Origin of the sequence: Shewanella sp. HL-SH4 (genome assembly GCF_051164845.1) — a bacterium.
Lineage (GTDB): Bacteria > Pseudomonadota > Gammaproteobacteria > Enterobacterales > Shewanellaceae > Shewanella > Shewanella glacialimarina.
The window spans coordinates 21,317-46,810 of sequence record NZ_CP195037.1; the positions used below are offsets into that span (position 1 = coordinate 21,317).

Genomic DNA, 25,494 nt, shown 5'->3' on the forward strand with positions numbered 1-25,494 from the left:
AGCGTTACGAGGCAAAGCGATAATATTTATTTACTCTATTCTTCATTTAATAAAAAATGCGCACAATGTGGTCACAGATTATGTATAAAAGCCATCGCTTAAAATTTTAAAAGCGGTGGCTCTTTTGCATAATCTGCATTGTGCGAATTGATATCATAATCTTTCCCAGGAACAAACATATTGCTATCAAAAATTGTTACCGGTGTTTTGTTTTTGATATCATAATCTTTCCCAGGAACAAACATATTGCTATCAAAAATTGTTACCGGTGTTTTGTTTTTGATATCATAATCTTTCCCTGGAACAAACATATTGCTATCAAAAGTACTCGTTTAGATTCGGGCTTTTAACATTCTTTAACTTCTCAATAGCCTTATTTTTTTCTCTTTCTGCCTTGACTAATTCACACAAAATTTCATCATTTTTAACAAGTCTTTCAGCGTTTTCAATTAACCAAAGTACAGCTTTGGTTTTCGCTGCAAAGTTGCTTTTTTCCATAAATGAATCAAGTGCTTTTTCTTGTTTTTCGTCTGCTCTGATTGTGAAAGTTGCCATTATTAAATCTCCTTTAAAAATTTGTTAATACATGTTCTTACGCTTGCTGCGTTGATTTTTTTGTCTGGGTATAATTTGAATTCTACTACTAAACCGTTTGAACGTTTTTTTGTTACTAAAATCGAATCTGTGTTTATTTCCCAGTAAAACTCGTATTTTGCATTTGCATAACAAGACCACCATACGCAATTTTTTGAGTTTTCAGTTTTTACTATGTTTAAGTTTTCCATTTTTTCCGCCTTTGCTATCAATTAATGTTCTTTCTATGTGTTAATGATAGCAAATTGGCAGAATAAAGCAAGTAAATGATAGCAAAATATAGGTTTTATTTGCTTTTTTGCTATCTTTTTATTAAACCGAAGGTTTGATGTAAGCGGAGCGAAACGCTCTATAACAATGATGGCGTTTTTACTCTTTGGTTGATGCGTAAATTTGAAGTTTATAAAAACTCAATAATTCCACGCCCTATAGACATTCTTTTAAGCGATCACTTATTGCAATCAAACAGACTTTTGACGGCCGAAGGCAAAACCATGCTTTGGTCTATTCTTTTGATTTTATTTTTTTGATGTAAAAACCCCCGTCTTGTCTTACGGGGGTTAACTCTACAATTGCATAGGCTTCTTATGCTTGCGGTCGGACTCTACTAGCTTTAGGCTTGGTTTTTTTCTTGCTGAATCGAATACTCTTACAGACGGCCTTACTCTTTTTTTAGATCTCTAAAATCCTCTTTTTCTATTCCCTTTAGCCCTCTTTCTATTAGCCAGTTTAAAACGTCTGTGTCTTTTATTGGCTCTCTTGTTTCAATAACCGCTTTTACGGTCATTTGTTCCACTTTTCGCCATACGGCGTCATTTATGTGTTTTGTTGGCATTAGTCCTCCTCATTCCTATTTTAATCATAAACTAATTTCTTATAATTCTTGACAATAAGATTCTTATAACTTAGATTTCGCCTATATTATAAATTCTTAGATTGTTAGATTAAGTTTTAAAAAGGACTTTTATCGATGTTAGCCACAATTTACTTTAAAGATTTAACTAGCGAAGGACAGGGCATTTTTACTCTGTCTCTTTGTTGGGGTGAATTTTGGGCTAAATCGATGAGCCATTTAAAAATGGATCTAGTACATGATTTTGGTGATGACTACTCATTAGTTGATATCGACAGCCTTTCAGATGAAAAATATAGTGAATTGGAGGCCTTACATGCAGGCAACTAATTTATTAAGTCGTTTCTGGTTAACTGATAGATTCGGCAATGTTTGCCAGTCTAGACCAGTCAATAATAACGATATTGTTTTTAAGCGTGAAAAAACGCCTTTATTGCCTTGTTTTAGAGATAAGTCGATTTCATTTGCTGAACGTCTTGGCCAAGTAGGTTTTGACCATTTAGCTTTTTCCGTTCCGTTCCGTTCTTTTCAACGCCTTGATTGTTCTGCTTGGGCAAAACTTCCCGATTATTCAACATATCCTGATACTCAAGACGGTTTAGATCTTTTTCATGAGCATGTCAAAGAAACTGAACAATTGAGAGTAGAAGAGTTCGTTATTCGCGTCTTAGGTTTACGCCTTGGCTCAACCCGTTCTTATGGTCGTTTTTTCTATACTCACTCTAAAGAAATATTAGACGCAAAAAGAAAAAAAGTTATTGGTTTTGTCGCGTTCGGTGGCAATAACGATACTGTTTACTTTCAAATATCTGGCACTGGTTGCAAACATTTATTTAGTCATACAAATGGTCATAGGCTTCACCACTGGCTTAAGTTTATGGGCGTTACTCATTTGAAACGTTGTGATTTATTTTTTGACGATTTTGACGGTAATTTTGATTGTGAATATGCAATTAAAGCTTACAAAGATGAAGCTTTTAAACGATTTAAAGGCGGTTGTAATCCTAAAAAAATTAAGATTGAAAAAGATTATGACGGTGATCAAGTTACCGGTGAAATTGTCCGAATTGGTAGCCGTCAAAGCCTGACATACTGGCGTATTTATAACAAAGCTGCCGAACAAGGCTTAAAAGGTCAGGTTTGGTATCGCTCTGAAGTTGAATTAAAAGACGTTTCTATTGATGTATTAACGTCACCAGCTGAATGCTTCGCTGGTTTGTGCGTGTTTAGTCAAAGCATGAATTTAAGTGATAAATACTCTACTGATTTACTTTTTAAAGCTAAAAAAACGGCAATGCTCACGCTCGAGGCTAAGACCGAATGGCTTCGGAAAATGTGTGGTCGTGCAATATATGATTTGGTTGAAGATTGGGGTTTATCTGCTGAAGAAACTCTAATTGCATTGGTCGGTAATGACCCCAAACACGGCGGCAAATTGTCTGCGCCTTCTTATTACTCTGAACTTATAAGGTTTTAATTATGAAAAAAACATTCTTTGTCACTGGCTTTCAATCTGCCAAGGGCGTTGGTAAATCAAGCGGTAAATCTTACGAGTTTGCTAGCCTTTTCAATTTGTCACCTGTTCGCAATTGGGAAACTGAAAAAGGTCGCAGTGAATCAAAAGGTTTTACCATTGATGATGATAAGTGTTTAAAAGCTGATATTTCTTTAGTTCGTCAATTAAGCCAGTATGAATATCCATGTTTTATTAGTGCTGAAATTGATATAGACCCTGAAGATATGACCAGTACTATCTTGGTTGAAGTCTTTGGCCATACTCCACTTGATATGAATGTTCCTCTAGATAATAAGCCTAAGGGCACTTTGTCTGCGGGTAGCTAATAATGTTTTATACGGCACTGTTTTACATATCTCTTATTAGTTTAGTGGTGCTTTTATTTATACGTTTTAGGTTGTTAAAACGAAGGAAATTCGATGCCAAGTTGTTTTGAAGTCGATACTACAGGCCGATTGATTCAATCAAATGTCTGTGACTTTGTTGTAATGACCCAAAGCGAATATGAAGCGTTTGCTATTGATAGCTTATTGCCATTAATACAAACGTATTTTGAATTTGATGTTGGTCTTGCAGGTCAATTATCAGGTGCATTTTGCTTAACGTTTTTCGCAGGTCATGCGCTGGGCAGAATGGTAAGAACGATGGGTAAACACTCATAAAAACTTTTTTATAACTCACTTATTAAGGGACATACTATGTCTAATGCACAAAAATTAATGTTAAAAATGGCCGCTGTTGGTACTACTATCGCAGCTTCTTCAACTGCTTTCGCTGCTGATTATACTGCTGCTGTCGGCTCTGCTGTTACTGAAGCTTCTGGTAACCAAACTGCTGTTATTTTAGGTGTTGTAACACTTGCGGCAATCGGTTTCGGTGTTGGCCGCTTACTCGGCTGGTTTAAGTAATTGGTTATCACAATTTTTTTTGCTTGCTCCTTATTTTACTTTTTCGTTGAGGGGTTTAGCACTGGCGTTAGAGTAAGTTAAAAAGGAACAAGCATTAAAATGAATAGGCTATTATTAATTTCTTTAGGGTTAGTAATAGCCTTTTTCATTTCTACCGTTCAGGCTAGTATTTATGATAATTCAACTTATTTACCTCCAAAAATAGAAGCTTCAGTAAAATATAAATGTTCAGCTAATGCTAATGGTCAAGCTCCATTTTTCACACCTGACTATTCTTTATCTGCTGGTTCTTCTTCAGCTTCTGAATATTGTACTGGCATAGTTTTTGATAAATATAAATCTAACACTGGGATTAAATCGTGCTCGTTAGGTGTTTACGATTATGATTACAATATAATCAACTGTAGAAATGAAGTTGTTAGCTGGGACGGGAGCACTATTGTTCAAAGCCTTCCCTCTGGACGTTTTTATCCCGACCCAATCCCAGTTGATCAATCTGCTAGTTGTCCCCCCGATGAAAACTTATCTTATATATATGGTCATGACTCTAATAATGACGGGAAAATAGATAAATGTTTTAACCCACAAGAGCTTGATAACGCTTCTAATTGCCAATCTCAGCTTGGCTCTATGCTTCCGGCTTTAACTAATACTGCTCAAACAGTTTGTAAGACTGATTCCGCTACTGGCGCATCTTGTGCTTATTCTAAAGGCTCATTTGGTAGTGCTTATCATGTCAATTTAGAGCAATCATGTTTTGGTGATTCTGATAATAAAGCACCTGAATATGACCCCGAAGATATTATCAAGCCTGTCGCGCCTGATGAATGCGCTGCTGTTAATGATGGTTTAAAAGTCTGTACAGATACCGCTGAAAACAAATGCTCGTCTCAGGGTATCTGTGATGAACAATGCGGTTATGTAGGTAACGATTTTTTATGTTTTCATGCCTGCACAGGTGATGAATGTAATGACCCTAAAAAACCTGTTGAAGCAACTCCTGAATTTTGTACTGCTAACCCTGAGCATGCTTCATGTGTTGACAACCCAAAACCATGCACAGGTGATAATTGCCCTCCTGACGGTGGCGACTCCGGCACTGGTGGCGGTGGTGGTGCTTCTATTGATTTAAAACCTGTCGTTGATGAACTTAAAAAGTTAAATGATAAGTTAGATTTTACTGTTGGTTCAAGTTCATACTCTTGTGCTGATTTAGGCTCATTTTGTGATTTGCTTGATCAATCTGATATAGACGAATTAAAGACCCAAGTTGAATCTAAAAGAGAAGAGGCTTCTCAGTTTATTGCAGAGATGCGCAATGGTTTTGGTGATTTGTTTAGTGTTAAAAATGCCTCTGGTGGCGGTTATCAACCTATTTCACTTGTTTTATCAATGGGGACGTTTGATGTCGGTTTTTGGGATATGTTAAGCGCTAATTCTGGGATTATAGGCGCTGTCATTATGTTTTTAGCGTTTTTGATGGCTGCAAGGATTATTTTTGAATGAAAATTTTAATATTTATATTTTGTTTACTCTTATCATCGAGCGCTTTTGCTGCTGACGGTATAGAAGGTTTTGCTAATTCTGTTACTGATTTTTTCGGTCTTGTTGAGTATTTCTTTACCGAAGGGATACCGGACTTTGTAACAAGATTCACGGCTTGGTTTGTTGAATATTACATGCTTTTACAGGCTTATGCTTACCTTGCTAGTTTGCGTTTTGCTTGGGATGTTGCACAGCTAATATTGCAAGATTTATCTGTTGCTGAGGCTATTGGTGCCGCTTTTAATTCGCTGCCTCCTTCATTACGTACCTTTGCCATTGAATGCCGCATTGTTGACGCTATTAATGTGATCTTAAATGCCTATGTTACTAAAATTGTTTTTCGGATGATTTAATGGCTATTTCAATATTTCACGGTGAACCTGGTTCATATAAAACATCAACCGCAATTTGGTACTCAATACTTCCAGCTTTACGCCTTGGCCGTTTGGTTATAACTAATATCGAAGGTATGAAACCGCTTGATGTCATTGAAACTGAATTAGGTGAAAAGTTTCCTGATTCCGCTAAATTGTGGCGTGTTTCATCACAAAATGAAGAGGGCATTTTTTTATTAAGAAACTTCTATAACTGGATGCCAATCGGTGCATTATTGTTAATAGATGAAGTGCAGGGCGTTTATCCCACAGATAAAACTTTTAAAGCTGAATTATTAAAAGCTCATAAGCCTGATGAATTTGAACATCTACCACAATCTTATATTGATGAATATTATGCTCGGTTATCAATAATTAAGCCTGATACTTTAGAGGCTGGTGATACTGACGATTTAGGCAAAGCTTTATTTGATGAAAATGGTCTAATCATTTATCCGAATTCAATGTCAGATGCTTTTCTGCGTCACAGAAAATATCAATGGGATATTATCGTTTGTACGCCTGATATAGCCGAAGTGCATAGTCTTATTCGTGGCTCTGCTCAAAAGGCTTATGGTCACCGCTCCTGTGATGATGTAGGTCGTGTAATACCTTATTACAAGCGCAGGCCTCGTATACTTCCGCATCACCCTAAAAAAACAGGTACTACAGTCGGAAAAAACGATACTTACTTTCACAGAAAAGTACCGATTGAAGTTCATCAATTTTATAAATCAACCGCTACAGGTGCATTTAATGAAGCAAACGAAGGACGAACCCCGTTACAAGACCCTGTTGTTATCGGTGCGCTTATTGTTACATTCTTTTCTATTTGTTATTGGGCATGGTTTATCAATAGTAAGTTTCAAGATGATGACCCTGTTCCGATTGCTTACGAGCAAGTATCTAAAGCCATTTCTAGGGATGATGTTAAAGTTCTTGATACGTCTAATCGTGCTGATATTACTTCTGAAACTGGTAAAAGCGTGTACAGTTATGCTGATAGTCTAGGCTTGCCTTTTTCGGCTTTTAACGTTTATGTGTCTGGTGTCTTAACCAAATACAATAAAAATAGATTCGTTTTAGGACGTGATTTTTTCTTTAACTTAGAAACTGAAAAAGGTCAATTTTCAGTGAATAGTGATGATTTAATAGCGATGGGTTTTGAAATTGAATATAAAGCTGATTGTTTAGTTTTACTTAAAACTTCAACAACTGTGATACCTGCAATATGTGAACCTTCAAAAGTTGTCAGTAATGATTATAAAACTATAGATAAACCAAGTATTTCATTGCTTTGATGAGTAACGCTTGGCGGCGAAGTCTGAGCAAGCCAGCGTTACGAGGCAAAGCGATAATATTTATTTACTCTATTCTTCATTTAATAAAAAATGCGCACAATGTATATTATGTTAAATAAAGTATTTGTGTATTACTATAACGTCCCTACATCTTGTGGTTTCTCATACCAAATGACTTTTGTCTCACTTCGTGGATCTGGCCTTTTAGTATTTAGAATCAGATGGTTATATTTAAATAAACGATTTCAGCGCACAACTTTGGTGCAATATTCTATTCAGAGCGCTTTTTGTTGTCAGTTTATTCCACCTGACTTTTTCAAATCCTGTGGTATGTTTTTGGTTTGATTGTCAGTGTGTTTTAGTAAGCGTTACTCTGGTTCTGTGATTAGTCATAACTGTTCGTTTGAAATGGTCATGTTGAAATTTCTCAAAACTCTCGTAGTTACCAAAAATAGAATCCATAGATTTAAGTTTTCGGTACTGTCACTCCGAACCCCAGCGAGATTATTTTCAACAATATGATTCATACAAATACACTCAGCGGCTCTTTTAAACTCACTAATGGACACTCGTCTGTTTCAAGATCATACGGCACCACATTCAGCCTTAACCCGGGTTTAAATTCGAAGTTTGCCAGAGGTTCAATAAAGCCAATATGCTTAGGATAAATCAAGTACAGATCACCCTGGCCTTTAAGGTACTTTTCACCATAAGCAAATAACTGGTACAAATCTGACTGACTCAAGTTGTACTTATGCTTTGTAGTATTAAGTGAAGCATCAAGCAGCTTCCACTTGGTATCCATCACAGTAACCACTTTTGATTTATCATAAACCACAATGTCAGGTTTTAGCCTAAACCAATCATTGCCGTTATGGTGGGTTAAGCAGTGGCTAGACACCTGCTCTCTTAACTTTAAATGTGTAGGTAACTGACGTTTTAGCTGCTTGGCTACATAGCGTTCAAATAATTGCTCCATAGGAAATAAAAAAGACAAACCACTATGCTTACCAACCATTGCTACCGGTGATTGATAACTCAAAATAATTAAATGTAATCAGTAATTCATGAGAATAGTGGAATTAGAGTTTAGTTCCCGAATTTAAAATCACACTGGTAACTCACAACTGGGACATTTAATGTTTGTCGGTTGCATTGGCATCAGTGAATGATAAGTCCAATACTCTCCATTTTTTATTAACCTTGTTTGACAATTCCAGCAATGGTTATAAGTTGTATGATGAGAACAGTTATTACATGTATACCATTTCTTTTTCGAATTTAACTTACCATTATAAGAAAAGGGCATATCATCCACTAGGTCCGTAGAGCCACAAGACATACAAAAATTATTAGAGTTCACATCATCATGACTTTGACATTTATAGCTTTCTTCAATTGAATACTGTAAGAACATCCCTATCAATCGCTGAAACTCGTCAAGATACCTAATAGACTTTGAAGGATTAGCCGACAAAGCACCATATTGATGTATAAACCTTGGGTTTTCCCATTCAAATAGCTTCAATTCGCCAAGATAACTGGTTTCAGCCCATTTTTGAGGAGATAACAATACACCACTCGAAGTAGCTGCCTTAATTGCATCCAGCGTTGGATGGATTATGAATACTGAATTCAAATTATTTTCACTATAATTTCGCTTGTGTGCCATTTCACAAACAACACCTGAAATTCCTCCCTCAGAGGCTAGGAACTCTGACGAATGGTACTTTGCATCAATAACAAACTTTTTAATTATTGTGGTGTTGTCTTTGTTTTTTGCGCCTACTGTCAACATAAAATCAGGTGTTCGACCATTTGCCATTAAAGGCTCATAGTCTAGATGGATCTTTCGCTTCATCAAATTATGTTTAAACGTAAGTCTACTGTTTTTATTATGGTTCTGGACCATATCTATCAATCTTCGCTTCCACGTTGAATCGCATAAAAAATGAAAGTTTTGAATTAAGACCTTAGTAATTTGCAGAAGACACCATCGTTCATACAAAATTGGCATGTTAATCAGTCCAATAGAGTCGATTTCTTCTAATGAAAGCAATAAATCATCATCGGCTAGCCCTATTTGCTCTCTTAATTTTCGATAGCCAGCATGCATATACTGATAATGTTGATTCTGAACGAATGTCATTGAATTTGGAAAGGAACTGGAAAGCTTGACACCCATCTTTTTAAAAGATTTTTCAATTACCTTGAACGCTTTAATTTTTGGTTCTAACGACTTAAGTACTGATTTTGCTTTTTCAGATTCGGTCTCAAAAAAACAGATACGACTTAGAATTGAATCACGCTCTTTTTGTTGTTCTATTAGCTCATCTCTATTTAATGCCCTAATCCAATTTGATGCCTCTAGAGTTTTAACCTCTAAATGATATTTAGTCAGATCTTGACGGTTTCGATTAAGCTGTTCAGACGACGAAAGAACCCTGATAGAGTCCACGTAATGAACAACAAAGCGCTCGTATCGATTCCCCTTCGTACTGACGCCTTTATTATGAACAACTGTCGCATTAACTTGGTACTCATAACCTATCTTCAAATCAAGCGCTGGAACCGCAGATATATCGAAGAATTTTGTTGCATGATCATTATTCTTGTCACTCCAAAAATCGGTTTCATTATATTTATATTCTACAAAGTAAGTTTTTTCGGAACCTTTCACATTGCCAGTTACTTTTATAAAGTAAATGTATATTTTATGAGCAAAGTCATTCGATCGACTTCTATCTAATTGCAAATATAAATCATCTGTTAGCTTATGTTCATCGCACAAGTTTTGCAGTACATGTAAATCTTTATACACCAAATCTTTATTAATCGTTCTATGATCTTTAAGGGCATCTAATCGCGCATTTAACTGTTCGATATTTCCTTGATAACGCGAGCCTTTACTTGAGGATATCTGGACTAGCTGTCTGATAAGTTTATAAGTGCTGGCTATCACATAATGAATATATTGATTTTCTACTACGTTATAAGTAGGCTCAGTCCCACGACTCGTCAGTGTTTTTGCATTACCTTTAGTAGATAGTTCCATAAAGGTTCTTGGAACCGGTTTGACTTGTTTACGCTCTTTTAAATTTTGTATTTCACGTAGCTCTGCTTTAGGCTTATTAGCGATGACTTTGGCATGAGCTAATAGGTTAGAGATGATTTTTAATGTCGATTCATCAACGCCTCCAGAATGAGTCTTTTTTAGCTTTACCACCTATATAGCTATTATCATCTAGAATAAGTTCCCAGAGATCATCTTTAAAATTCGCTAAATACCGTTCAAGCTCTTTATGACTGTCGTCAGATAGCCCAATGTATATTTTAAAGGTAGCATCACCAGAAATTACAGTTAGCGTCCCCGCTGTTCGAAATGCTTGTGTTCCCCAGCGTTTATATTTTTTTAGCCATACAGAGCCTTCTGTCCACCATACCTTTTTGGTTCGTGGGTTGACCACCTTCATTAATGGGATCTGTTCACCATTAGGTGAAAGAATATGAGGTGGGAGTTCCGGCTCTATATCAAAGTGAATGGCTAAATTGCACTTATCCATCTCATCTACTTTAGGATAAATAGTGGTATATGCTTTAAATGTATTTAAAGCCTCACCTAACTCAATTTTTAATGGATGAATTGACTCAACCAAACTAATTAACGTCTGCTCATCATGCCATACAGTTTCTATGTACTTAATTTCAAAGTCGGGTGCATACATCTGGAATTATGCCCAGTAGTTCACAATGCTGTCATTACTTTCAGCATTATCAATAATTTCACTTAGTGCTATATGTGCAGAAAATTCACCTTCAATACCATCAAGTAACTTTTCAAGTTCAGGATAAAAAACTTGTGCGACTCTTTGCAATTTATTCATACCGCCAGATTTTTTATCTCCATCGAAAGTAAATTTTGGCAATACCTTATGAATTATAAAGTTATTTATTGCTTGTGTACTATTGTCATTCACATCTTTAAAAAGTGCCAAGTAGTTTAAACCCTGCCTTATCGTTCGCATACCAAACTCAACCCCTAAAGGGTGAAAGTAATCGCTATTATATGCTTTGAATAGTGCACAGAACTCATTGTTGCCATCATACTTTGGATAAGGTGCTCTAACGCCTAATTCATCAATGGCAAATAACACTGGCTTTGAAACATCCGTAAACCCATACGCATCAACTTCTTTAAGAATGCTATCCCAATCACTGAGTAATGGGCTTTTAAACTTCATAATATGAGCGCGGTCAAGAATTTTTGGTGATAGATAATGGGTCGTCTCATCGATATTAACAGCGCCAATAATTCTCACATTTTCAGGGATGGTGATCGATGAAGGAGTGTTAATAATACCTGCTAGCATTCTACGAATTTCACCGTGATATTTAATAAGCGATTCTTTTTCACTAAAACCAAAGGCGCGTTTAATTTCGGCATTTACGTTTTCATCAGTCATCAGACTTACAAAGTCAGTAATACCACCTTGGCTATACTTCTCTTGAGCTGAAGTGATAACAGCATTCACACCTTTTAATTCTGATAATACATGCGAAGCTTCATCATCAGAATAAAGCTCTATTGTCGGTTGCTCTTTGCGCTCTTCAAGCTTTGAAAGAAAGTCAGCAAAATAGTACTCAACTCGTGCTAAATTCATCTCGTCCAAGCAAATAAAATACGGCACATCGGGATTTTTTTGCGCTTCAATTAATGCTTCTAAAAATGGTGTAGCAAGATATTTCTTTTCTAATGGATTGTAATAACCCAATAAATCTTCTGAGCTAGTCCAGTTTGGTTTAACAGGAATTATTTTCGATACACCACCAACAGCCTCAGCAAAAGAATTAACCAAATTTGTTTTACCCGACCCAGAATCCCCTGCAAGAATTATTAAGTCATTGGTCCTTAGTAGTGTAAGGTAGTTTTCTATGATATGTCTGGGATAGAGAATGTCCTGCTCTTTCAAATAAGCCTGTATGTAAGATACTGCAAGTTTATAATCCCCCTTTAACACATCCTTAAAACTCAATAACTCCGAGGTATCACGACTTTTATCCACTTTATGAATAAAATCATCAAAATCTTCTTCATCGATAAATTCAAATGTTTTTAGGAACACAGCTTTTTCTTCTATGAAGTTAGTAAGCTTTTCAATTTTACGTGCCATGATTTCCTCTATCTTCTTTTGTTGTAGCTTCAAATCATCAATATTATTCTTATGAACATCTATCGAGCGTTTTAATTCAGCATTATCACTACTTAACAGTTGATTCTTATCTTGGTTTTTTTGTAGCGTTTGTATTGATTTATTTAACTCCATTTTTTGAAGTTCAATATTAGTTTTAAGCGCCTCAGCTTCTTTGTGGTGCGTAGCTTCTAGCGCTTCTTTTTCTTTTGATATTTCTAATTTTTTATTTTCGACTGACTCAAGTAATGCTGATGTATCCGCAGCGACCCGAGATTTAACATTTTGTATTTCAGAGTCATATATAATCTTACTGATTAACAATCTATCTTTATCTTGAATGATAGATAGTCTTTCTGAATTCGATATAGAGTTCGGTAGATGGGTTAGCCGCTGAATTGAATCTTCTTTAACAGCCAGTAAAAAGGGGTTATCTTTTTTCTCCCTTTGAGTTCTATAAGCTAGTACAAGCTCGCATGAAACTAGGCACGTCTTTTCATCATTTAGTAAAAGTTTGGCAACTGCAGGGCTTAAAAAAACCCCAAACTGTAAATCTTGTGAGCCTTCTAAGGGATATTCTATCTCTTGATTGTCACTTAATTTTTTTGCATAACGAACCCCTGCCCAGTTACCTAAGTCGTTAATACTTAACTCACCCCATACCTCAATTTTTTCATTGGTGATCCCCCAGCTTTCATACATCTTTTGATAAAGCTGATCTTTAGTAAGGTTTTTCGCTACATCTAGACTGTATACGATATTTTCATCAGACATTGTTACATCGCCTGTTCGACGATTGCGTCGGTGAGGTGGAGTTGAGTTGTTTGGGCGTCACTTAAACGGGCTTTAAGTTGGTCGCAAAGGGTCATTAGCTCATCAACTTTAGCGACGATGCGGTGCTGTTCTTCGAGTGGAGGGAAAGGCAAAACTATAGCTCTGCTTTTTGTTCCCGAAATAAAATCTTGGCCAGCGGAACCTACGAGCTCAATTTGATTTAGAAAAATTTGTGCCGTCAAATAAGTATAAATATACAAATTAAGTCTAATTTCTAGTGGTCGAAAACAAATAATATTTTGATTACAATTCCATTCAGGGTAGGTATTCGGAATAATCGCAATCTTACCGAGCGGTGGCCCAACAAGGTTCATGACTACATCTCCAGGATATAATATTGAACGTTTTAGCTTACCTAAATGTGAACCTTCTGATACAAATAAAGTACGTTCCTCAAAGTCTATTACTTGATTTTGGATGTTATAGACCTTCAAGAACGGTATTCCACTTGTTTCGTTCAATTCGGATTTGGGAGGTGTAGAGCCTGAGCTTACAGACAAGCAAAGTTCATCTAGCCTTGTATAAACCCATCCATTAGGTAATTCAAATGACTTTTCTTCGTCGGTGATGACGGGAAGTGTTTTCTGTTTTTTGATTCTACCGTCTTTAATCAGTTGAGCTTTTTCGGCTGCGATACGCTCTAGTAGCTTAGTAGCAGGTTCGTCGTTTGGATCTTGTGGTACCAACTTACCCATGACGGCGAGTTGGAGGATGGTTTGTTTTAGGGTGTCGATGCTGGCTGCTGTGGTGAATAGCGTGTCGAAGTGTTCAGCGACACGTTGCCAGCTGTCTATAAAGCTATCATTAAGTGCAGGCTCAGGGCTGGCTGATTGGCTATCTTTTTGCTGAGTGATGTTAGGCAGTAGCAGTGCATTCAGTAGGGTTTCGACTAAGGTTTGGTGTGCCGCAATGCTGGCTTCTGTTTGCGCTTCGAGGGCATCACACAAGCTCATCAACTCATCGACTTTGGCGACGATGCGGTGTTGTTCTTCGAGTGACGGAAAAGGAAATGGTTCGTTTTTTAGTGTATCTACCGAAACCATGTTCTTTTGAGCTGTTCCTTGAAGATCGCTCAAGGTCACTGTTTGCATATAAAAAGCAGGAAAAAGTATTTTGAAATATGCATTAGTTAATGCAGCTTGGTTTAAAGTTATTTTTAATAACGCTTGGTTGATAATACCTTTATGCATCCATTCAGGAGCAACAGCTACCTTTCCGACTGTACCAGAACAGCTAATAATTAAGTCATTTGGTTTAACCTCGAATGGACTAAGCTCTTTAAACTTTTCTTCGGTAATGTAATATTCACCTAAAGCAAAATCATCTTTTATGGCATGTTGTTGTTCATACACTTTTACGCCATCAGATACAAAGTAGGCTTTCTTTAAAGCACTACCAAATGGACCTCTTTTGATTGCATATTTGTCGTAAGCGACTACCTCTGGAATATAAGCAATAGCCCAACCAACAGGTAGATTAAAGTCAACCTCATCAATTTTTAACTTTGGCAAAGGCTTTTGTTTTTTCAGCTTACCTTCTTTAACCAATTGTGCTTTTTCAGCAGCAATGCGTTTAAGTAATACTGAAGCGGGTTCGTCATTAACATCTTGCGGCACTAATTTACCGCGCACGGCGAGTTCTAAAATCAGCTCACGCAGTTTTTTGATGCCATACAAACTGAATTTTTTTGAGGTTCCACGACCTACAGAGGATTTTCGCTCAATGGCGGTCGTCCAAATATTAATATGGTTGGTGATTAAGCTTTCTGAAGAAGTGCTATCTAGATTCCCGTCTTCACTGGAATGACGGTTTAACATTGGATCAGCCATTACTTGCCCTCACCGTCTGATACTGCCGAAGGTGACGATAGTGCAGCAGACAAGATACCTTTTAGTTGATCACGCAGGGCTTGAATATCGGCTTGTTGTTTGGCGTAATCGCTTAGCAACGTTTGTGGATCATGGCTGATAACTTCGCCCACATGAGGGTTTTTAATGTCGAGGTTATAGTTACGCGCAATAATATCTTCAATCGACACTTTCCAGGCTTGCTCGTTTTCAACCCGCGATGCAAAGCCGTCGGCCTCATTACCCCACCATTGAAGCTCTGTTTCGAACTCTTCAAAGCGCATGGGCTTGGTTTTGTTGTAATTTTTTACCCCTGCTGGGTATGGATGCTCGTAAAACCACACGTCTTTAGTTGGCGTGCCTTTGGTGAAGAATAAAATATTGGTTTTAATGCCGGTGTAAGGATTAAACACCCCATTAGGTAAACGCACTATGGTGTGTAGATTACATTCATCCATTAGCATTTTTTTGATTTTGGTTTTAACACCTTCACCAAACAAGGTGCCGTCTGGCAACACTACCGCTGCTCTACCATTCTTTGCCAATACTTCAATAATTAGCTGTAAAAACAGGTCGGCGGTTTCGCGGGTTTGAAACTCGCTAGGGAAGTTCTTTTCTATGCCGTCTTCTTCAGTCCCACCAAATGGCGGGTTGGTGATAATGACGTCAACTTGCTCGTCCCAACTTGAAAGGGTTTGTTTAAGGTGTTGCCGTGCCTAATTTGCACTGGTACTTCAATGCCGTGCAACATCATGTTGGTGGTACACAATAAATGCGGTAGTTGTTTTTTCTCGACACCAAATATTTGTTGTTGCAGGGTTTGATGGTCGTCTGCTGTTTTAACGTAGTTGGCTTTAACGTGGTCAAAAGCGCAAGCTAAAAAGCCGCCGGTACCGCACGCAGGATCCATAATCGACTCACCCAGTTTTGGGTCGGTGACTGCAACAATAAACTTAGTAATGGCGCGCGGGGTATAAAACTCCCCAGCATTACCGGCACTTTGTAAGTCTTTTAATATTTGCTCGTATAAATCACCAAACAAGTGGCGCTCGTTTGAATCGGTAAAATCTATTTCATTAAGCTTGTTAATCACCTGGCGTAACAGCGTGCCGTTTTTCATGTAGTTAAACGCATCAGAAAACGCCGCTTTTACCACAAAACCACGGGGATTTTTATCTATTGGTGCAGTGAGGTTTTTAAGCTGTGGGAATAGCTCATCATTTACAAAATCAAGTAACTCATCACCGGTAATGCCTTCATTATCTGCCGCCCAGTTGCGCCATAAAAACGCTTCAGGGATTGGCTCGCGGTAATCGTCTAGTTCTAGCTCTAACTCTTGTTCTTGGGCATCAAATACTTTTAAGAATAGCAACCAAGACATTTGCCCTAATCGCTGGGCGTCGCCATCGACACCGGCATCTTTACGCATAATATCTTGGATGGATTTAATTGCTGAACTGATAGACATAGTATTCTCTTAAATGGTTACTGCGGCTGTTATTGGCCGCAGTATAAAATGATGTTGTGTCTTATTTTTAACAAACAGAGCTAATATTAAGCGCTTATTCAACCTACTTTGCCAAAGTGCTTATGCAAGAACAGATGCTAGGCTGATTGCTGATGAATTTGATAAATCTGCGCTTCTAATTCACTGATGGCTTGCTCGTATTCTTGTTTGCCGCCAAAGCCTTTTTTAACGATCTCACTCAAATTGCCGTACTCGGTAAACGGCGCGACTTTAAGCACTTGCATGTTTTCAATTTCTTGCACGCCGACATCGGCATATTTTACCAGTAAATTTTGCAGTACGGCTTGTGCAGTGTCTGAGTATTTGGTGAAGTAATTGCGCTTTTGCACATTGTTTGCGCGATCTTTTCGAGTTAATGGGGGTTGGTCGTACACCACGTGGCAAATCATGTCGAAAGGGTCCATGTCTTTACCCACTTCTTCCTCTAAAGCTGACCAAATAATACCTTCCAGTGCCAGTTCATCAATTACCGCTTGTTTACGATCAGATTCATTCCAGCGCTTAACGAACTCATCGAGTGAGCTAAACTGCTTAGCCATGGTTTTGCGGGTGTAATCTTTAAATGATTCGGTGACTAATTTACCGTCGCTTTCGTAATACTGCACTCGTTCAGCCACTTTGCTGACAGTCACACCTGACACGCGGTACTTGTTGATTTTACGGGTTTCACCTTCGTCCCATTCACCATCGTCAAAGCTACCATCGCCTTGAGGATTATTTATCGTGTCATTTTGAGTCGCATCAGATTCATCATCTTGGTAGTCACCTTGATTGTCTGCCGCACCGTTATTACCATTTAGATCGTCGTCAACAGAGTCAATATCAACATTTTCATCTTCGATGTCTTCAGGGGTCACTTTAATGATTTTTTCTGGTGTCCCATCAAAGCGTTCGTCGGCAAATAATTCGGTGGCTTTTTTAAAGTCCAGAATGGTGAACCACAGCTTGCCGTATCGGTCGTCAATACGGGTGCCTCGGCCAATAATCTGCTTAAATTTGGTCATGGACTGAATGTTTTGATCCAGCACCACTAACTTACAGGTTTTAGCATCTACCCCTGTAGACATTAGTTCTGAGGTGGTTGCAATAACAGGATAGGCTTTTTTGGGATTAATGAAGTTGTCTAACTGCGCTTTGCCAAGCTCATCGTCACCGGTGATTTTCATCACGTACTTTTCATTCTTGGCCATTTGCTCAGGGTTAAGATTAGCAATAGCACGGCGCATGCGATCGGCGTGATCAATATCGTTACAAAACACGATAGTTTTGGCCATCGGGTCGGTACGTTTTAAATAGTTGGTAATGGTTTCGGCAACCAATTGGGTGCGTTCATCAATTACCATGGTGCGGTCGAAGTCTTTTTGGTTATAGATTCTGTCTTCTATCACTTCACCATTGTTATCGATTTGGCCTTTTGTGGGGCGCCAACCTTGTAAATCAACATCGATATCGACGCGCACCACTTTATAGGGCGCTAGGAATCCATCCTCAATGCCTTCTTTGAGTGAATAGGTATAGACAGGCTCACCAAAGTAGTCAGAGTTTGATACCTGATCTGTTTCTTTAGGGGTGGCGGTAAGGCCAACTTGGGCCGCGCTGCTGAAATATTCTAAAATTTCACGCCAGGCGCTGTCTTCTGAAGCGCTACCACGGTGGCACTCGTCGATAATGATTAGGTCGAAAAAGTCTGGGTCGACTTGTTTAAAGGCTTTTTGGCTTTCTTCAGGGCCGGTTAATGCTTGGTATAAGGCTAAATGAATTTCAAATGCAGGATCAACCGTGCGCCCAGTGATTTTGGTCATTGAAGTGCCAAAGGGCTGAAAATCATTAATGCGAGTTTGGTCTACCAAAATGTTGCGGTCGGCTAAAAACAAGATGCGCTTCTTGGCTCGAGACTTCCATAAACGCCAGATGATTTGAAATGCGGTGTAGGTTTTACCCGTACCGGTCGCCATGACAAGTAACACGCGGTCTTTACCCGATGAAATAGCTTCAATGGTTTTATTAATGGCTTGCAGTTGATAATAACGAGGGTGCTTACCCGTGCCATCATCATGATATTCTTGATTGATAATAGGTAATTGGGTTTGGGTATAACCTTTCCACACGCAGTACTTATTCCATAATTCTTGTGGTGATGGAAAGTCTACTAAGCGGATTTCTGTTTCGAGTTGGTGCGCTTCGCTAGTCCCGAGCTTGGTTTTATCATGGAAGATAAAGCCATCGCCATTGGAGGCAAAAATAAAAGGAACTTCAAGCAAACGGGCATAATCTAGCCCCTGTTGCATGCCTTTACCCACTTCATGCTTGTTTGCTTTAGCTTCGATAACAGCAAGCGGCATACTGGGTTTGTGATACAGCACGATATCAGCAGACTTAACCGTTTTACGCACACCCAATTGACCACGCACAATGACTTTACCGTCACGCAATTTCACCTCTTGGCGAATTTGCGACATATCATCCCACCCAGCGTTTTTGATAGCTGGCATGATGTATTTAGAGATAATATCGGTTTCGGTAAGCTTGGCTTTATTGATACTCATACGAGATCTAGATCCTTCTAGCACAACATCAAACTGCAATATAAATGATTTTGCCACAAAGTCTGAGTATCACCAATGATTACATGCAGATACAGAACTTAAAAATGTAAAAACGTGATGTTGACTAAACATTTAGATTGTTGGATGTTAACGAAGGATCTTGATATTAGATTGCACATAAGATGGCTTCACTAGGTTTTCTCATTAATAAAACGACACACGAGTTGTACTGTTCAAGTCAAACAGGAATTTATGAGTTATTAATCTTCCATCCAATCTATATTCGGTAGTGCATCCAAATGCTGGCTATAACGTATTTCGTTAAAAGAGGCACCATTTTTCATGACATCGAAAACTTCGATAGCCAACGCGCAAGCCATCAATTGAATAGCGTCTTCACGCGGTGTACCTGTCATGACTAAACGCATTAGGGTTTCTTTTACTTTTTTGGGTTCACTGTCGGCGATTTGATTTTCGACGACTTCAATGAGCGTTTCTTCAGTCATGTAACTATCTTGCTGATTATCCATTATAACGACTCTGTTTAAATACTTAACGTCATTATGCCGCAAGCATGGTGCAAGCAATAGCGTAAACTCCGCATTATTTGAGCATTGCTGTCAAGAATGTAACGTCAAGGTTGAGTAAAATTTACCTGTGTTGATAATCTGATTGGATTTTGTGCACCGTAACGACATTTTTTGAGACGACAATATCATCGACTAACACTTTTATCTTCGTTTCGGAATGTTCAGCCAGTGCAAGTTACCTTACGATTTTTAAATTAGCTTACTCTTTAGCACTTAATGAATGGCAAGCTTTTCCAGTCGGTTGTGTATTGCGGCGTCAGTAATTCTCGTCGCATGGCCCATTTATGTTCAATGCCTTGAGCGGCTACAAATAAGGTATCTGTGCCATAGCGTTGATTGATAGCATCAAGCGTTTTCATCAATGCTGGATTAGCTTTAGGTGGGTTAAATAAATCGAATTGGGTGTGTTTTTCACAGCTTAAATCAAGCAGACCTACGCCAATTTTGTAATAGTGAACACCGGTTCTAAATAGTTTTACTGCTGCGTTGCTCATGGCCTGGGTTAACTCTTTGGTACAATTTGTCGGGCATGCAAATGATACGAGTACTTTGAAGTTGACGGGATGGTCATCATAGGGTGAGTTACTGGCAAACAGCATCATTGTTTTGCAATCTGAACCCTGCTTGCGTGCCTTTACCGCCGCAATACCAACATGTTTACTTAATGCTTGCAGCAATGAGTCATAATCAACAATACGCTCACCGACACTGCGGGTAGAAAAAATTTGTTGCTTATCTGCCCTCGCCTCATCCCATACTTTACATACCTGGCCGTTTAACTCGCGCACTGTACGTTCAATTTCAATGCTGAATTGTTTACGTGCTAATCCTGCTGGCATATTGGCCAGTTCAAGTGCACTATTGATATTCATTAAAGCTAATTTTTTACTAATACGCCGACCAACTCCCCAAACATCACCGGTACTCATTGATTGTAAAATAGCTATTCGCTCAGGCTCGTTATCAATCACACAAACACCTTTGTAGACTTGTATTTTCTTCGCGGCATGATTGGCCACTTTCGCTAAGGTTAAGGTGGGTCCCATGCCCACGCAAACCGGCAGACGCGCTTCTTTCCATACTGCACGACGAATTAATTGACCCTGGGTGCGTAAACATTGAATGGCGGGATAACACTGCTTGAATGAAAGAAAGCTTTCATCGATGGAATACACATGCTGTTCGGGGGCAAAACGGCCAATGATACTCATCATTTTCATCGATAAATCGGCATAGAGTTCGTAATTACTTGAGCAGGCTATAACGCCTTTTTGTTGGCACAAGTGCTTAACCTGAAAGTAAGGCGAAAACTTTGGTACGCCAAGCTCTTTAGCCTGACGGTTAGCCGCAACTATGCAGCCGTCGTTATTACTCAACACTATAATGGGTTTACCGCGCCAGTCTGGACGAAAGACTTGCTCTGCACTGCAATAAAATGAATTAGCATCAACTAAAGCAAACATGGTTAACTCACCTGGGGCGAGCTAGCCAGTAAAGGGCTTTGGCGATGACAACGAATAGAGCGAATCACCACGCCTTCAATATTGAATGAATCATAATAGTTTATCGCTTGCGGCTGATATAACTCATTAGATGATAATAATAACCTGCGGTTTTTATCCAGAATTTTACACACAAACTCACCATTAAAATTGGCAACAATCACATCACCATGACGGGCGGTTTCATGGCGATCAACAATCAATAGGTCGCCATAAAAAATACCGACGCCCTGCATTGAGTCACCACTTGCGACACCAATAAAAGTGGCATTAGGATGTTCAATCAATAGTTCATCTAGGCTTAACGATAACTGTAAATACTCAGATGCAGGACTCTCAAAACCGGTAATCCCCGCACTGGCATGAATAGGAATAATGCGCATAATAAACACCACTGTATAAATATACAGCTATTGTATTATATTGAAGGATTATTGCCAGTTTTTAATTAAAATCAAAAAATCATCACCCTATTTTTTAGCTTTAGGGCAAGATCAATCAACAAGGTAATTTAAGTCGGAGGCGATTTATGAATGGTCTAAACCGCGTATATTTCATAGAGAATAGATGCTTTACAGCGTAAACTGTTTGTTTATATTTTTAATAAAGAGAGCCAGATCCGTGATTAAATTCTCTGTTGATACCCACGCACACACCATAGCTTCAACCCATGCATACAGTACTGTTCATGACTATTTTTCGATAGCCAAAACTAAAGGCATTAAACTTTTTGCTATTACTGATCATGGGCCTGACATGGCAGATGCGCCCCACTTTTGGCATTTTGTGAATATGCGAGTATTGCCAAGAATTGTGGATGGTGTTGGTATGCTGCGCGGTATTGAAGCAAATATAAAAAATGATCTAGGTGAAATTGATTTTTACGGCAGCTATTTAACCGATCTCGATATTGTCTTGGCGGGTTTTCATGAGCCGGTATTTCGACCATCTAGCCAAGAAGCGCATACACAAGCACTTATCAATTGCATTGAAAGTGGCCACGTTGACATCATTACCCACCCCGGGAATCCGTCATATCCGATTGACATTAAACGGGTTGCGAAAGCCGCCGCTGAGCACAATGTCGCGCTTGAAATTAATAACTCGTCTTTCTTAACCTCTCGTAAAGGCAGTTTAGCTAACTGCACTGACATTGCGAGTGCAGTGAAACACGCTGGCGGATTATTAGTGATGGGATCGGACTCTCACGTTGCATTTAGCTTGGGCGGCTTTGAAAAGTGCATTGAAGTTATTGATGCAGTGGATTTTCCAATCGAGCGATTATTAAATCGCAGCCCTGAAGCATTACTGTCATTTTTAACGGCAAGAGGCCACACCAATTTAGATGAATACGCGGTGTTAATCGATTCGCCATAAAATGAGTCACTGCATCAGCTTTAATGTGAGTGCATGGTGAGTGTTATGGCGTTTGTGCGCGCGAGTAATGAATTGAATGTTAAATAAAAAATCCCATTAAAGTGCTCTTTAAATGGGATTTTTATCGCTGAGCTTATCGCTGAGCTTATCGCTGAGCTTATCGCTGAGCTTATCGCTGACCGTATAGCTCGCGTAATAGATTAGTTTTGGGTTAAAAAACGTTGTTTAACTGCTTCAGCCATTAAGTGTGGTGGAATTAAGCCTTGTTCTAGCACGAAGTTATTAAAGGCTAAACGGTCAAATTTGTCACCCAAGGCCAATTCAACATCGGCTCTTATTTCAAGTAACCTTGATAAACCATAAAAGTAGCTGCCCGCCTGTCCAGGCATGCGCATGGTGTAACGGTCTACTTCTTGTTTTACTGCGGCTTTTGAGAACACCACATCATTGCTTAATAAATTGTAAGCCTGCTCTTTGGTGGCTAACCCTAAATTTAGCATCGGGTCTAACATGGCACGGGCGTTACGTAATAGTCGATGTTGCAAGGCGATGAGTTGGCCTTCAATGGGTAAATAAGGCAGCATTTCAGCTTCAGCATAAAGTGCCCAACCTTCTACGTTGACGCTATTAAACGCATAATACACTCGAGCCAATGACACACCTTGCTCCAGCATGACGGCAAATTGCAGTTCATGTCCTGGTCGACCTTCGTGAGCACTTAATGTGTACGCAACCGCGTTAAAGTTAAAGTCATCATAAGCGGCATCACCACTTAATGCGGGGTTGCCGGTTGTCAGTACAAATTGACCTTGCTCGCCAGTGTTACCAATAAACGGGGGTGGCAACATATGCGGCGCTGGGCTGCCCGCAGCCTCTGCATCGCTGGCAAGACGCATAATCATATTACGTTTTGGTAAGTCGACAACCGCTTGCGCAGTAATAATACCTTCAAGTTTAGTGTTAATTTCGCGATAGTGGTTTTCAATTTTATTATTGGCTAATGAGTCTTTTTTAAGCGCTTTAATCACATCGCGATAATCACTCGATGGCATATCAAACTTTGCTGCCACTAACGGAGCCAAAGCTTGCATGTTCGCTTTGGTGATCATGTAACTTGCTTTTGCACGTTCAATAAGCAAATTTGGGTCTATATCAATTCCTGCACTTTTAAGTTTTAACGCATAAATTTCAGATGGCAATTTATAGTCAGTACGCGCATGAGGAATAACCGTTTTTTCAGCCCATTGACGGTAATCTGTAATTTGTTTTTTTAACAGCGCTAAATTATCGTCGGCTTGACTGAAGTCATTTTTATCAAATAATTGCTGTAAACCTTGCAGTAAGGTGTCGGTTCTGGCTAATGCTTGTTCTACTTCTTCTTTAGTTGGGCCGAGTAATGCTTTATTGTTTAACGCTGTTTCAAACAAGGTTTTTGCTTGCTCAGTTAATGCGGGTTGACCGGTTTTACCGACATAACAAGCCAAACGCGTTATAGCAGCTTGTTTGCGGCTGTCAGCCATTTGCTGATCCAATAATGCCGATACCCCTCTAAAAATAATTAATGGGACATCAACCCAAGGTAACATGTACTTATCATCTAACTGGTCTGCCAAAATAGTCTGATCAATATCGTCGATAATAATATTAAGATCTTGGCGAACAGGTAAAAGAGTTTCTGTTTCCAGTGCTTTTAGTAAGGTTTTCTTACTGTTATTAAGCGTTTTAATGTACTTATCTTGTTGTGCTTTGGTAATACTGCTACACAGATTGTCGGCTTCTGTAATACCGATTGAGCTGGCCATTTCGGGTTGAAACTGGCTGGTTATCTGGATCTGTTTATTGGTGTATTGATTACTCACATCTACCCAAGTACTCGCAGAAGCAGTCATTGGAATTAACATCAGCAATGGGATAATTGTGGTGAGTTTTTTGCCTGACATCGACTAAATCCTTTTTATTTGGCCTTTATTTCGGCTTATTATTTTAGGCGATTACTATAACTGAATTTCAGCACCAATAGATAAATACCCAGTTAGCTATTCTGTAACGAATCGTTATCAATACTGAATTGTAAGCCGAGTGGCACGTCATCTCTATTTGCTTGCTTTATCGCGAGTATAATGCACTTTTCATCAAGACACTTAATCACCAAGGGTAGATATAGGTACATAGATTTTTGCGTGATAGAACACTTTTAATGTGAAATATAAATGTACTATTAATATTGAATAAAGAACTGAATGTTAACATGCATATCGAACGTCATATTTTTGATCGTTAAGGTATCTTTGATTTAGCATTTTAAGCTGGATTGAACATAACGTTGCTGTTTCGCGTAGTGATACATAAAGTATGTATAAGAATATAAAGACTTTGTAATAATAATTTTAATTTCAGAGACTTATAATTAACTTTGTTTTAATTAATAAATCAATAGTATCAGTTTTAATCAACATCACTTTTTAGGGAATAACACCATGTACATGATAGTTAAACACGCCCATCTGACAATAATTGCACTGACATTTATATTTTTCATCATCAATTTTGTGTTAACGATGAGAGGTTCTGACAAGGTGAATAACAAACTGCTAAAGGTCGGCCCGCATGTTTTGTACACGCTATTTATCTGTAGTTTTATCTACCTTGTCGTGGTTAACCCACTTAACTTATATCCATTCGTAAATGGCTGGGCCTCTTCTAAGTTAGGCGGCTTTGTGCTTTATGTATTATCTATTACGTTGGCACTTAAGTGGGCAAAGTCAACCTTGTGGCGTGTAGTCGGTTTGCTGAGTGCCATATTTTGGCTAGTGATGAGTGCACGATTAGGGTTTGCTGATCATCTTAAATCTAAAGGTATTGTTGAAAATGCCAATGTTTATTTTGATTTAAGCCAGTCGATACTAACAACTATTACTTAGGTCTGTGCTATAACAAGGAGCTGCACAACGAGTGGTGCAGCTCATCAATATTAGTCATCCTAAAACAGA

General features: G+C 38.6%; 23 protein-coding genes and 1 pseudogene. 10 read left to right on the plus strand and 14 right to left on the minus strand.

Features of this window, described 5'->3' with window-relative positions:
- Positions 1-98: 98 nt before the first annotated feature.
- The 3 genes from ACRWQL_RS01085 to ACRWQL_RS01095 form a co-directional block, all read right to left on the minus strand.
- The gene (locus tag ACRWQL_RS01085) at positions 99-311 is read right to left on the minus strand and encodes a hypothetical protein (RefSeq protein WP_434951815.1); all 213 of its coding nucleotides are present in this window, start codon (positions 309-311) and stop codon (positions 99-101) included.
- A gap of 7 nt (positions 312-318) precedes the next feature.
- Positions 319-555, minus strand: coding sequence for a hypothetical protein (locus ACRWQL_RS01090; protein WP_434951832.1), 237 nt, complete (start codon positions 553-555; stop codon positions 319-321).
- A 700-nt stretch (positions 556-1,255) separates the two neighbouring features.
- The gene (locus ACRWQL_RS01095; RefSeq protein ID WP_434951816.1) at positions 1,256-1,429 is read right to left on the minus strand and encodes a hypothetical protein; all 174 of its coding nucleotides are present in this window, start codon (positions 1,427-1,429) and stop codon (positions 1,256-1,258) included.
- Between the two features lie 135 nt (positions 1,430-1,564).
- On the opposite strand from ACRWQL_RS01095, the gene ACRWQL_RS01100 reads away from it, so the two are divergent.
- From ACRWQL_RS01100 to ACRWQL_RS01135, 8 genes are all read left to right on the plus strand, one after another.
- Positions 1,565-1,777, plus strand: coding sequence for a hypothetical protein (locus ACRWQL_RS01100; RefSeq protein ID WP_434951818.1), 213 nt, complete (start codon positions 1,565-1,567; stop codon positions 1,775-1,777).
- Positions 1,764-2,924: a replication initiation factor domain-containing protein gene (locus tag ACRWQL_RS01105; protein ID WP_434951820.1), complete on the plus strand. Its 1,161-nt coding sequence runs from the start codon at positions 1,764-1,766 to the stop codon at positions 2,922-2,924. Before ACRWQL_RS01100 ends, ACRWQL_RS01105 begins: the two co-directional genes overlap by 14 nt.
- Before the next feature lie 2 nt (positions 2,925-2,926).
- Entirely contained in the window at positions 2,927-3,289 is a 363-nt protein-coding gene (locus ACRWQL_RS01110; protein ID WP_434951822.1) for a hypothetical protein, read from the plus strand.
- Positions 3,290-3,382: 93 nt separating this feature from the next.
- A complete protein-coding gene (locus ACRWQL_RS01115) occupies positions 3,383-3,625 on the plus strand; it encodes a hypothetical protein (protein WP_434951823.1) in 243 nt (80 codons plus the stop codon).
- A 36-nt stretch (positions 3,626-3,661) separates the two neighbouring features.
- A complete protein-coding gene (locus ACRWQL_RS01120; RefSeq protein WP_434951825.1) occupies positions 3,662-3,871 on the plus strand; it encodes a hypothetical protein in 210 nt (69 codons plus the stop codon).
- Positions 3,872-3,970: 99 nt separating this feature from the next.
- Complete coding sequence (locus ACRWQL_RS01125; RefSeq protein WP_434951827.1) at positions 3,971-5,377, plus strand: hypothetical protein; 1,407 nt, start codon at positions 3,971-3,973, stop codon at positions 5,375-5,377.
- Positions 5,374-5,769, plus strand: a complete 396-nt coding sequence (locus ACRWQL_RS01130) for a DUF2523 family protein (RefSeq protein WP_434951829.1) — start codon at positions 5,374-5,376, stop codon at positions 5,767-5,769. Before ACRWQL_RS01125 ends, ACRWQL_RS01130 begins: the two co-directional genes overlap by 4 nt.
- The gene (locus ACRWQL_RS01135; RefSeq protein ID WP_434951830.1) at positions 5,769-7,091 is read left to right on the plus strand and encodes a zonular occludens toxin domain-containing protein; all 1,323 of its coding nucleotides are present in this window, start codon (positions 5,769-5,771) and stop codon (positions 7,089-7,091) included. The genes ACRWQL_RS01130 and ACRWQL_RS01135 overlap by 1 nt, the downstream gene beginning before the upstream one ends.
- 523 nt (positions 7,092-7,614) lie before the next feature.
- Here ACRWQL_RS01135 and ACRWQL_RS01140 read toward each other — a convergent pair.
- The 10 genes and pseudogenes from ACRWQL_RS01140 to ACRWQL_RS01185 form a co-directional block, all read right to left on the minus strand.
- Positions 7,615-8,133 carry a 5-methylcytosine restriction system specificity protein McrC gene (locus tag ACRWQL_RS01140; RefSeq protein WP_427759101.1) on the minus strand — a complete coding sequence of 173 codons (519 nt, stop codon included), beginning with the start codon at positions 8,131-8,133 and terminating at the stop codon, positions 7,615-7,617.
- A gap of 66 nt (positions 8,134-8,199) precedes the next feature.
- Positions 8,200-10,317 (minus strand): nuclease domain-containing protein, encoded by a 2,118-nt coding sequence (locus ACRWQL_RS01145; RefSeq protein WP_434951838.1) that lies wholly within the window; start codon positions 10,315-10,317, stop codon positions 8,200-8,202.
- Entirely contained in the window at positions 10,280-10,816 is a 537-nt protein-coding gene (locus tag ACRWQL_RS01150) for a hypothetical protein (protein ID WP_434951840.1), read from the minus strand. Before ACRWQL_RS01150 ends, ACRWQL_RS01145 begins: the two co-directional genes overlap by 38 nt.
- Before the next feature lie 6 nt (positions 10,817-10,822).
- The gene (locus ACRWQL_RS01155) at positions 10,823-13,054 is read right to left on the minus strand and encodes an McrB family protein (RefSeq protein ID WP_434951842.1); all 2,232 of its coding nucleotides are present in this window, start codon (positions 13,052-13,054) and stop codon (positions 10,823-10,825) included.
- A 2-nt stretch (positions 13,055-13,056) separates the two neighbouring features.
- Complete coding sequence (locus ACRWQL_RS01160; protein ID WP_434951844.1) at positions 13,057-14,943, minus strand: restriction endonuclease subunit S; 1,887 nt, start codon at positions 14,941-14,943, stop codon at positions 13,057-13,059.
- Positions 14,943-16,429, minus strand: a pseudogene (locus ACRWQL_RS01165) (N-6 DNA methylase). Before ACRWQL_RS01165 ends, ACRWQL_RS01160 begins: the two are co-directional and overlap by 1 nt.
- Positions 16,430-16,566: 137 nt before the next feature.
- A complete protein-coding gene (hsdR, locus tag ACRWQL_RS01170) occupies positions 16,567-19,035 on the minus strand; it encodes an EcoAI/FtnUII family type I restriction enzme subunit R (protein WP_434951846.1) in 2,469 nt (822 codons plus the stop codon).
- Positions 19,036-19,295: 260 nt separating this feature from the next.
- On the minus strand, positions 19,296-19,565 hold the full coding sequence (locus ACRWQL_RS01175) for a hypothetical protein (RefSeq protein ID WP_434926144.1): 270 nt from the start codon (positions 19,563-19,565) through the stop codon (positions 19,296-19,298).
- Between the two features lie 266 nt (positions 19,566-19,831).
- Positions 19,832-21,088, minus strand: a complete 1,257-nt coding sequence (locus tag ACRWQL_RS01180) for a Y-family DNA polymerase (protein ID WP_434951848.1) — start codon at positions 21,086-21,088, stop codon at positions 19,832-19,834.
- Positions 21,089-21,090: 2 nt separating this feature from the next.
- Complete coding sequence (locus ACRWQL_RS01185) at positions 21,091-21,510, minus strand: LexA family protein (RefSeq protein ID WP_226409880.1); 420 nt, start codon at positions 21,508-21,510, stop codon at positions 21,091-21,093.
- Between the two features lie 241 nt (positions 21,511-21,751).
- On the opposite strand from ACRWQL_RS01185, the gene ACRWQL_RS01190 reads away from it, so the two are divergent.
- Entirely contained in the window at positions 21,752-22,504 is a 753-nt protein-coding gene (locus ACRWQL_RS01190) for a phosphatase (RefSeq protein ID WP_434953440.1), read from the plus strand.
- 200 nt (positions 22,505-22,704) lie between these two features.
- Here ACRWQL_RS01190 and ACRWQL_RS01195 read toward each other — a convergent pair whose 3' ends face one another.
- Complete coding sequence (locus tag ACRWQL_RS01195; RefSeq protein ID WP_434951850.1) at positions 22,705-24,444, minus strand: DUF885 domain-containing protein; 1,740 nt, start codon at positions 24,442-24,444, stop codon at positions 22,705-22,707.
- A gap of 537 nt (positions 24,445-24,981) precedes the next feature.
- Here ACRWQL_RS01195 and ACRWQL_RS01200 point away from each other — a divergent pair.
- Positions 24,982-25,425 (plus strand): SirB2 family protein, encoded by a 444-nt coding sequence (locus tag ACRWQL_RS01200; RefSeq protein ID WP_434951852.1) that lies wholly within the window; start codon positions 24,982-24,984, stop codon positions 25,423-25,425.
- The last annotated feature ends 69 nt before the right edge of the window (positions 25,426-25,494 follow it).

Bases quoted from the DNA above. Each gene is read 5' to 3' on its own strand.
- ACRWQL_RS01115 (WP_434951823.1), top strand. From the start codon at position 3,383: ATGCCAAGTTGTTTTGAAGTCGATACTACAGGCCGATTGATTCAATCA.
- ACRWQL_RS01085 (WP_434951815.1), bottom strand. From the start codon at position 311: ATGTTTGTTCCAGGGAAAGATTATGATATCAAAAACAAAACACCGGTA.
- ACRWQL_RS01150 (WP_434951840.1), bottom strand. From the start codon at position 10,816: ATGTATGCACCCGACTTTGAAATTAAGTACATAGAAACTGTATGGCAT.
- ACRWQL_RS01160 (WP_434951844.1), bottom strand. From the start codon at position 14,943: ATGGCTGATCCAATGTTAAACCGTCATTCCAGTGAAGACGGGAATCTA.
- ACRWQL_RS01200 (WP_434951852.1), top strand. From the start codon at position 24,982: ATGTACATGATAGTTAAACACGCCCATCTGACAATAATTGCACTGACA.
- ACRWQL_RS01125 (WP_434951827.1), top strand. From the start codon at position 3,971: ATGAATAGGCTATTATTAATTTCTTTAGGGTTAGTAATAGCCTTTTTC.
- ACRWQL_RS01185 (WP_226409880.1), bottom strand. From the start codon at position 21,510: ATGCGCATTATTCCTATTCATGCCAGTGCGGGGATTACCGGTTTTGAG.
- ACRWQL_RS01155 (WP_434951842.1), bottom strand. From the start codon at position 13,054: ATGTCTGATGAAAATATCGTATACAGTCTAGATGTAGCGAAAAACCTT.
- ACRWQL_RS01105 (WP_434951820.1), top strand. From the start codon at position 1,764: ATGCAGGCAACTAATTTATTAAGTCGTTTCTGGTTAACTGATAGATTC.
- ACRWQL_RS01110 (WP_434951822.1), top strand. From the start codon at position 2,927: ATGAAAAAAACATTCTTTGTCACTGGCTTTCAATCTGCCAAGGGCGTT.
- ACRWQL_RS01090 (WP_434951832.1), bottom strand. From the start codon at position 555: ATGGCAACTTTCACAATCAGAGCAGACGAAAAACAAGAAAAAGCACTT.
- ACRWQL_RS01175 (WP_434926144.1), bottom strand. From the start codon at position 19,565: ATGGATAATCAGCAAGATAGTTACATGACTGAAGAAACGCTCATTGAA.
- ACRWQL_RS01130 (WP_434951829.1), top strand. From the start codon at position 5,374: ATGAAAATTTTAATATTTATATTTTGTTTACTCTTATCATCGAGCGCT.
- ACRWQL_RS01195 (WP_434951850.1), bottom strand. From the start codon at position 24,444: ATGTCAGGCAAAAAACTCACCACAATTATCCCATTGCTGATGTTAATT.
- ACRWQL_RS01100 (WP_434951818.1), top strand. From the start codon at position 1,565: ATGTTAGCCACAATTTACTTTAAAGATTTAACTAGCGAAGGACAGGGC.
- ACRWQL_RS01095 (WP_434951816.1), bottom strand. From the start codon at position 1,429: ATGCCAACAAAACACATAAATGACGCCGTATGGCGAAAAGTGGAACAA.
- ACRWQL_RS01180 (WP_434951848.1), bottom strand. From the start codon at position 21,088: ATGTTTGCTTTAGTTGATGCTAATTCATTTTATTGCAGTGCAGAGCAA.
- ACRWQL_RS01120 (WP_434951825.1), top strand. From the start codon at position 3,662: ATGTCTAATGCACAAAAATTAATGTTAAAAATGGCCGCTGTTGGTACT.
- hsdR (WP_434951846.1), bottom strand. From the start codon at position 19,035: ATGAGTATCAATAAAGCCAAGCTTACCGAAACCGATATTATCTCTAAA.
- ACRWQL_RS01135 (WP_434951830.1), top strand. From the start codon at position 5,769: ATGGCTATTTCAATATTTCACGGTGAACCTGGTTCATATAAAACATCA.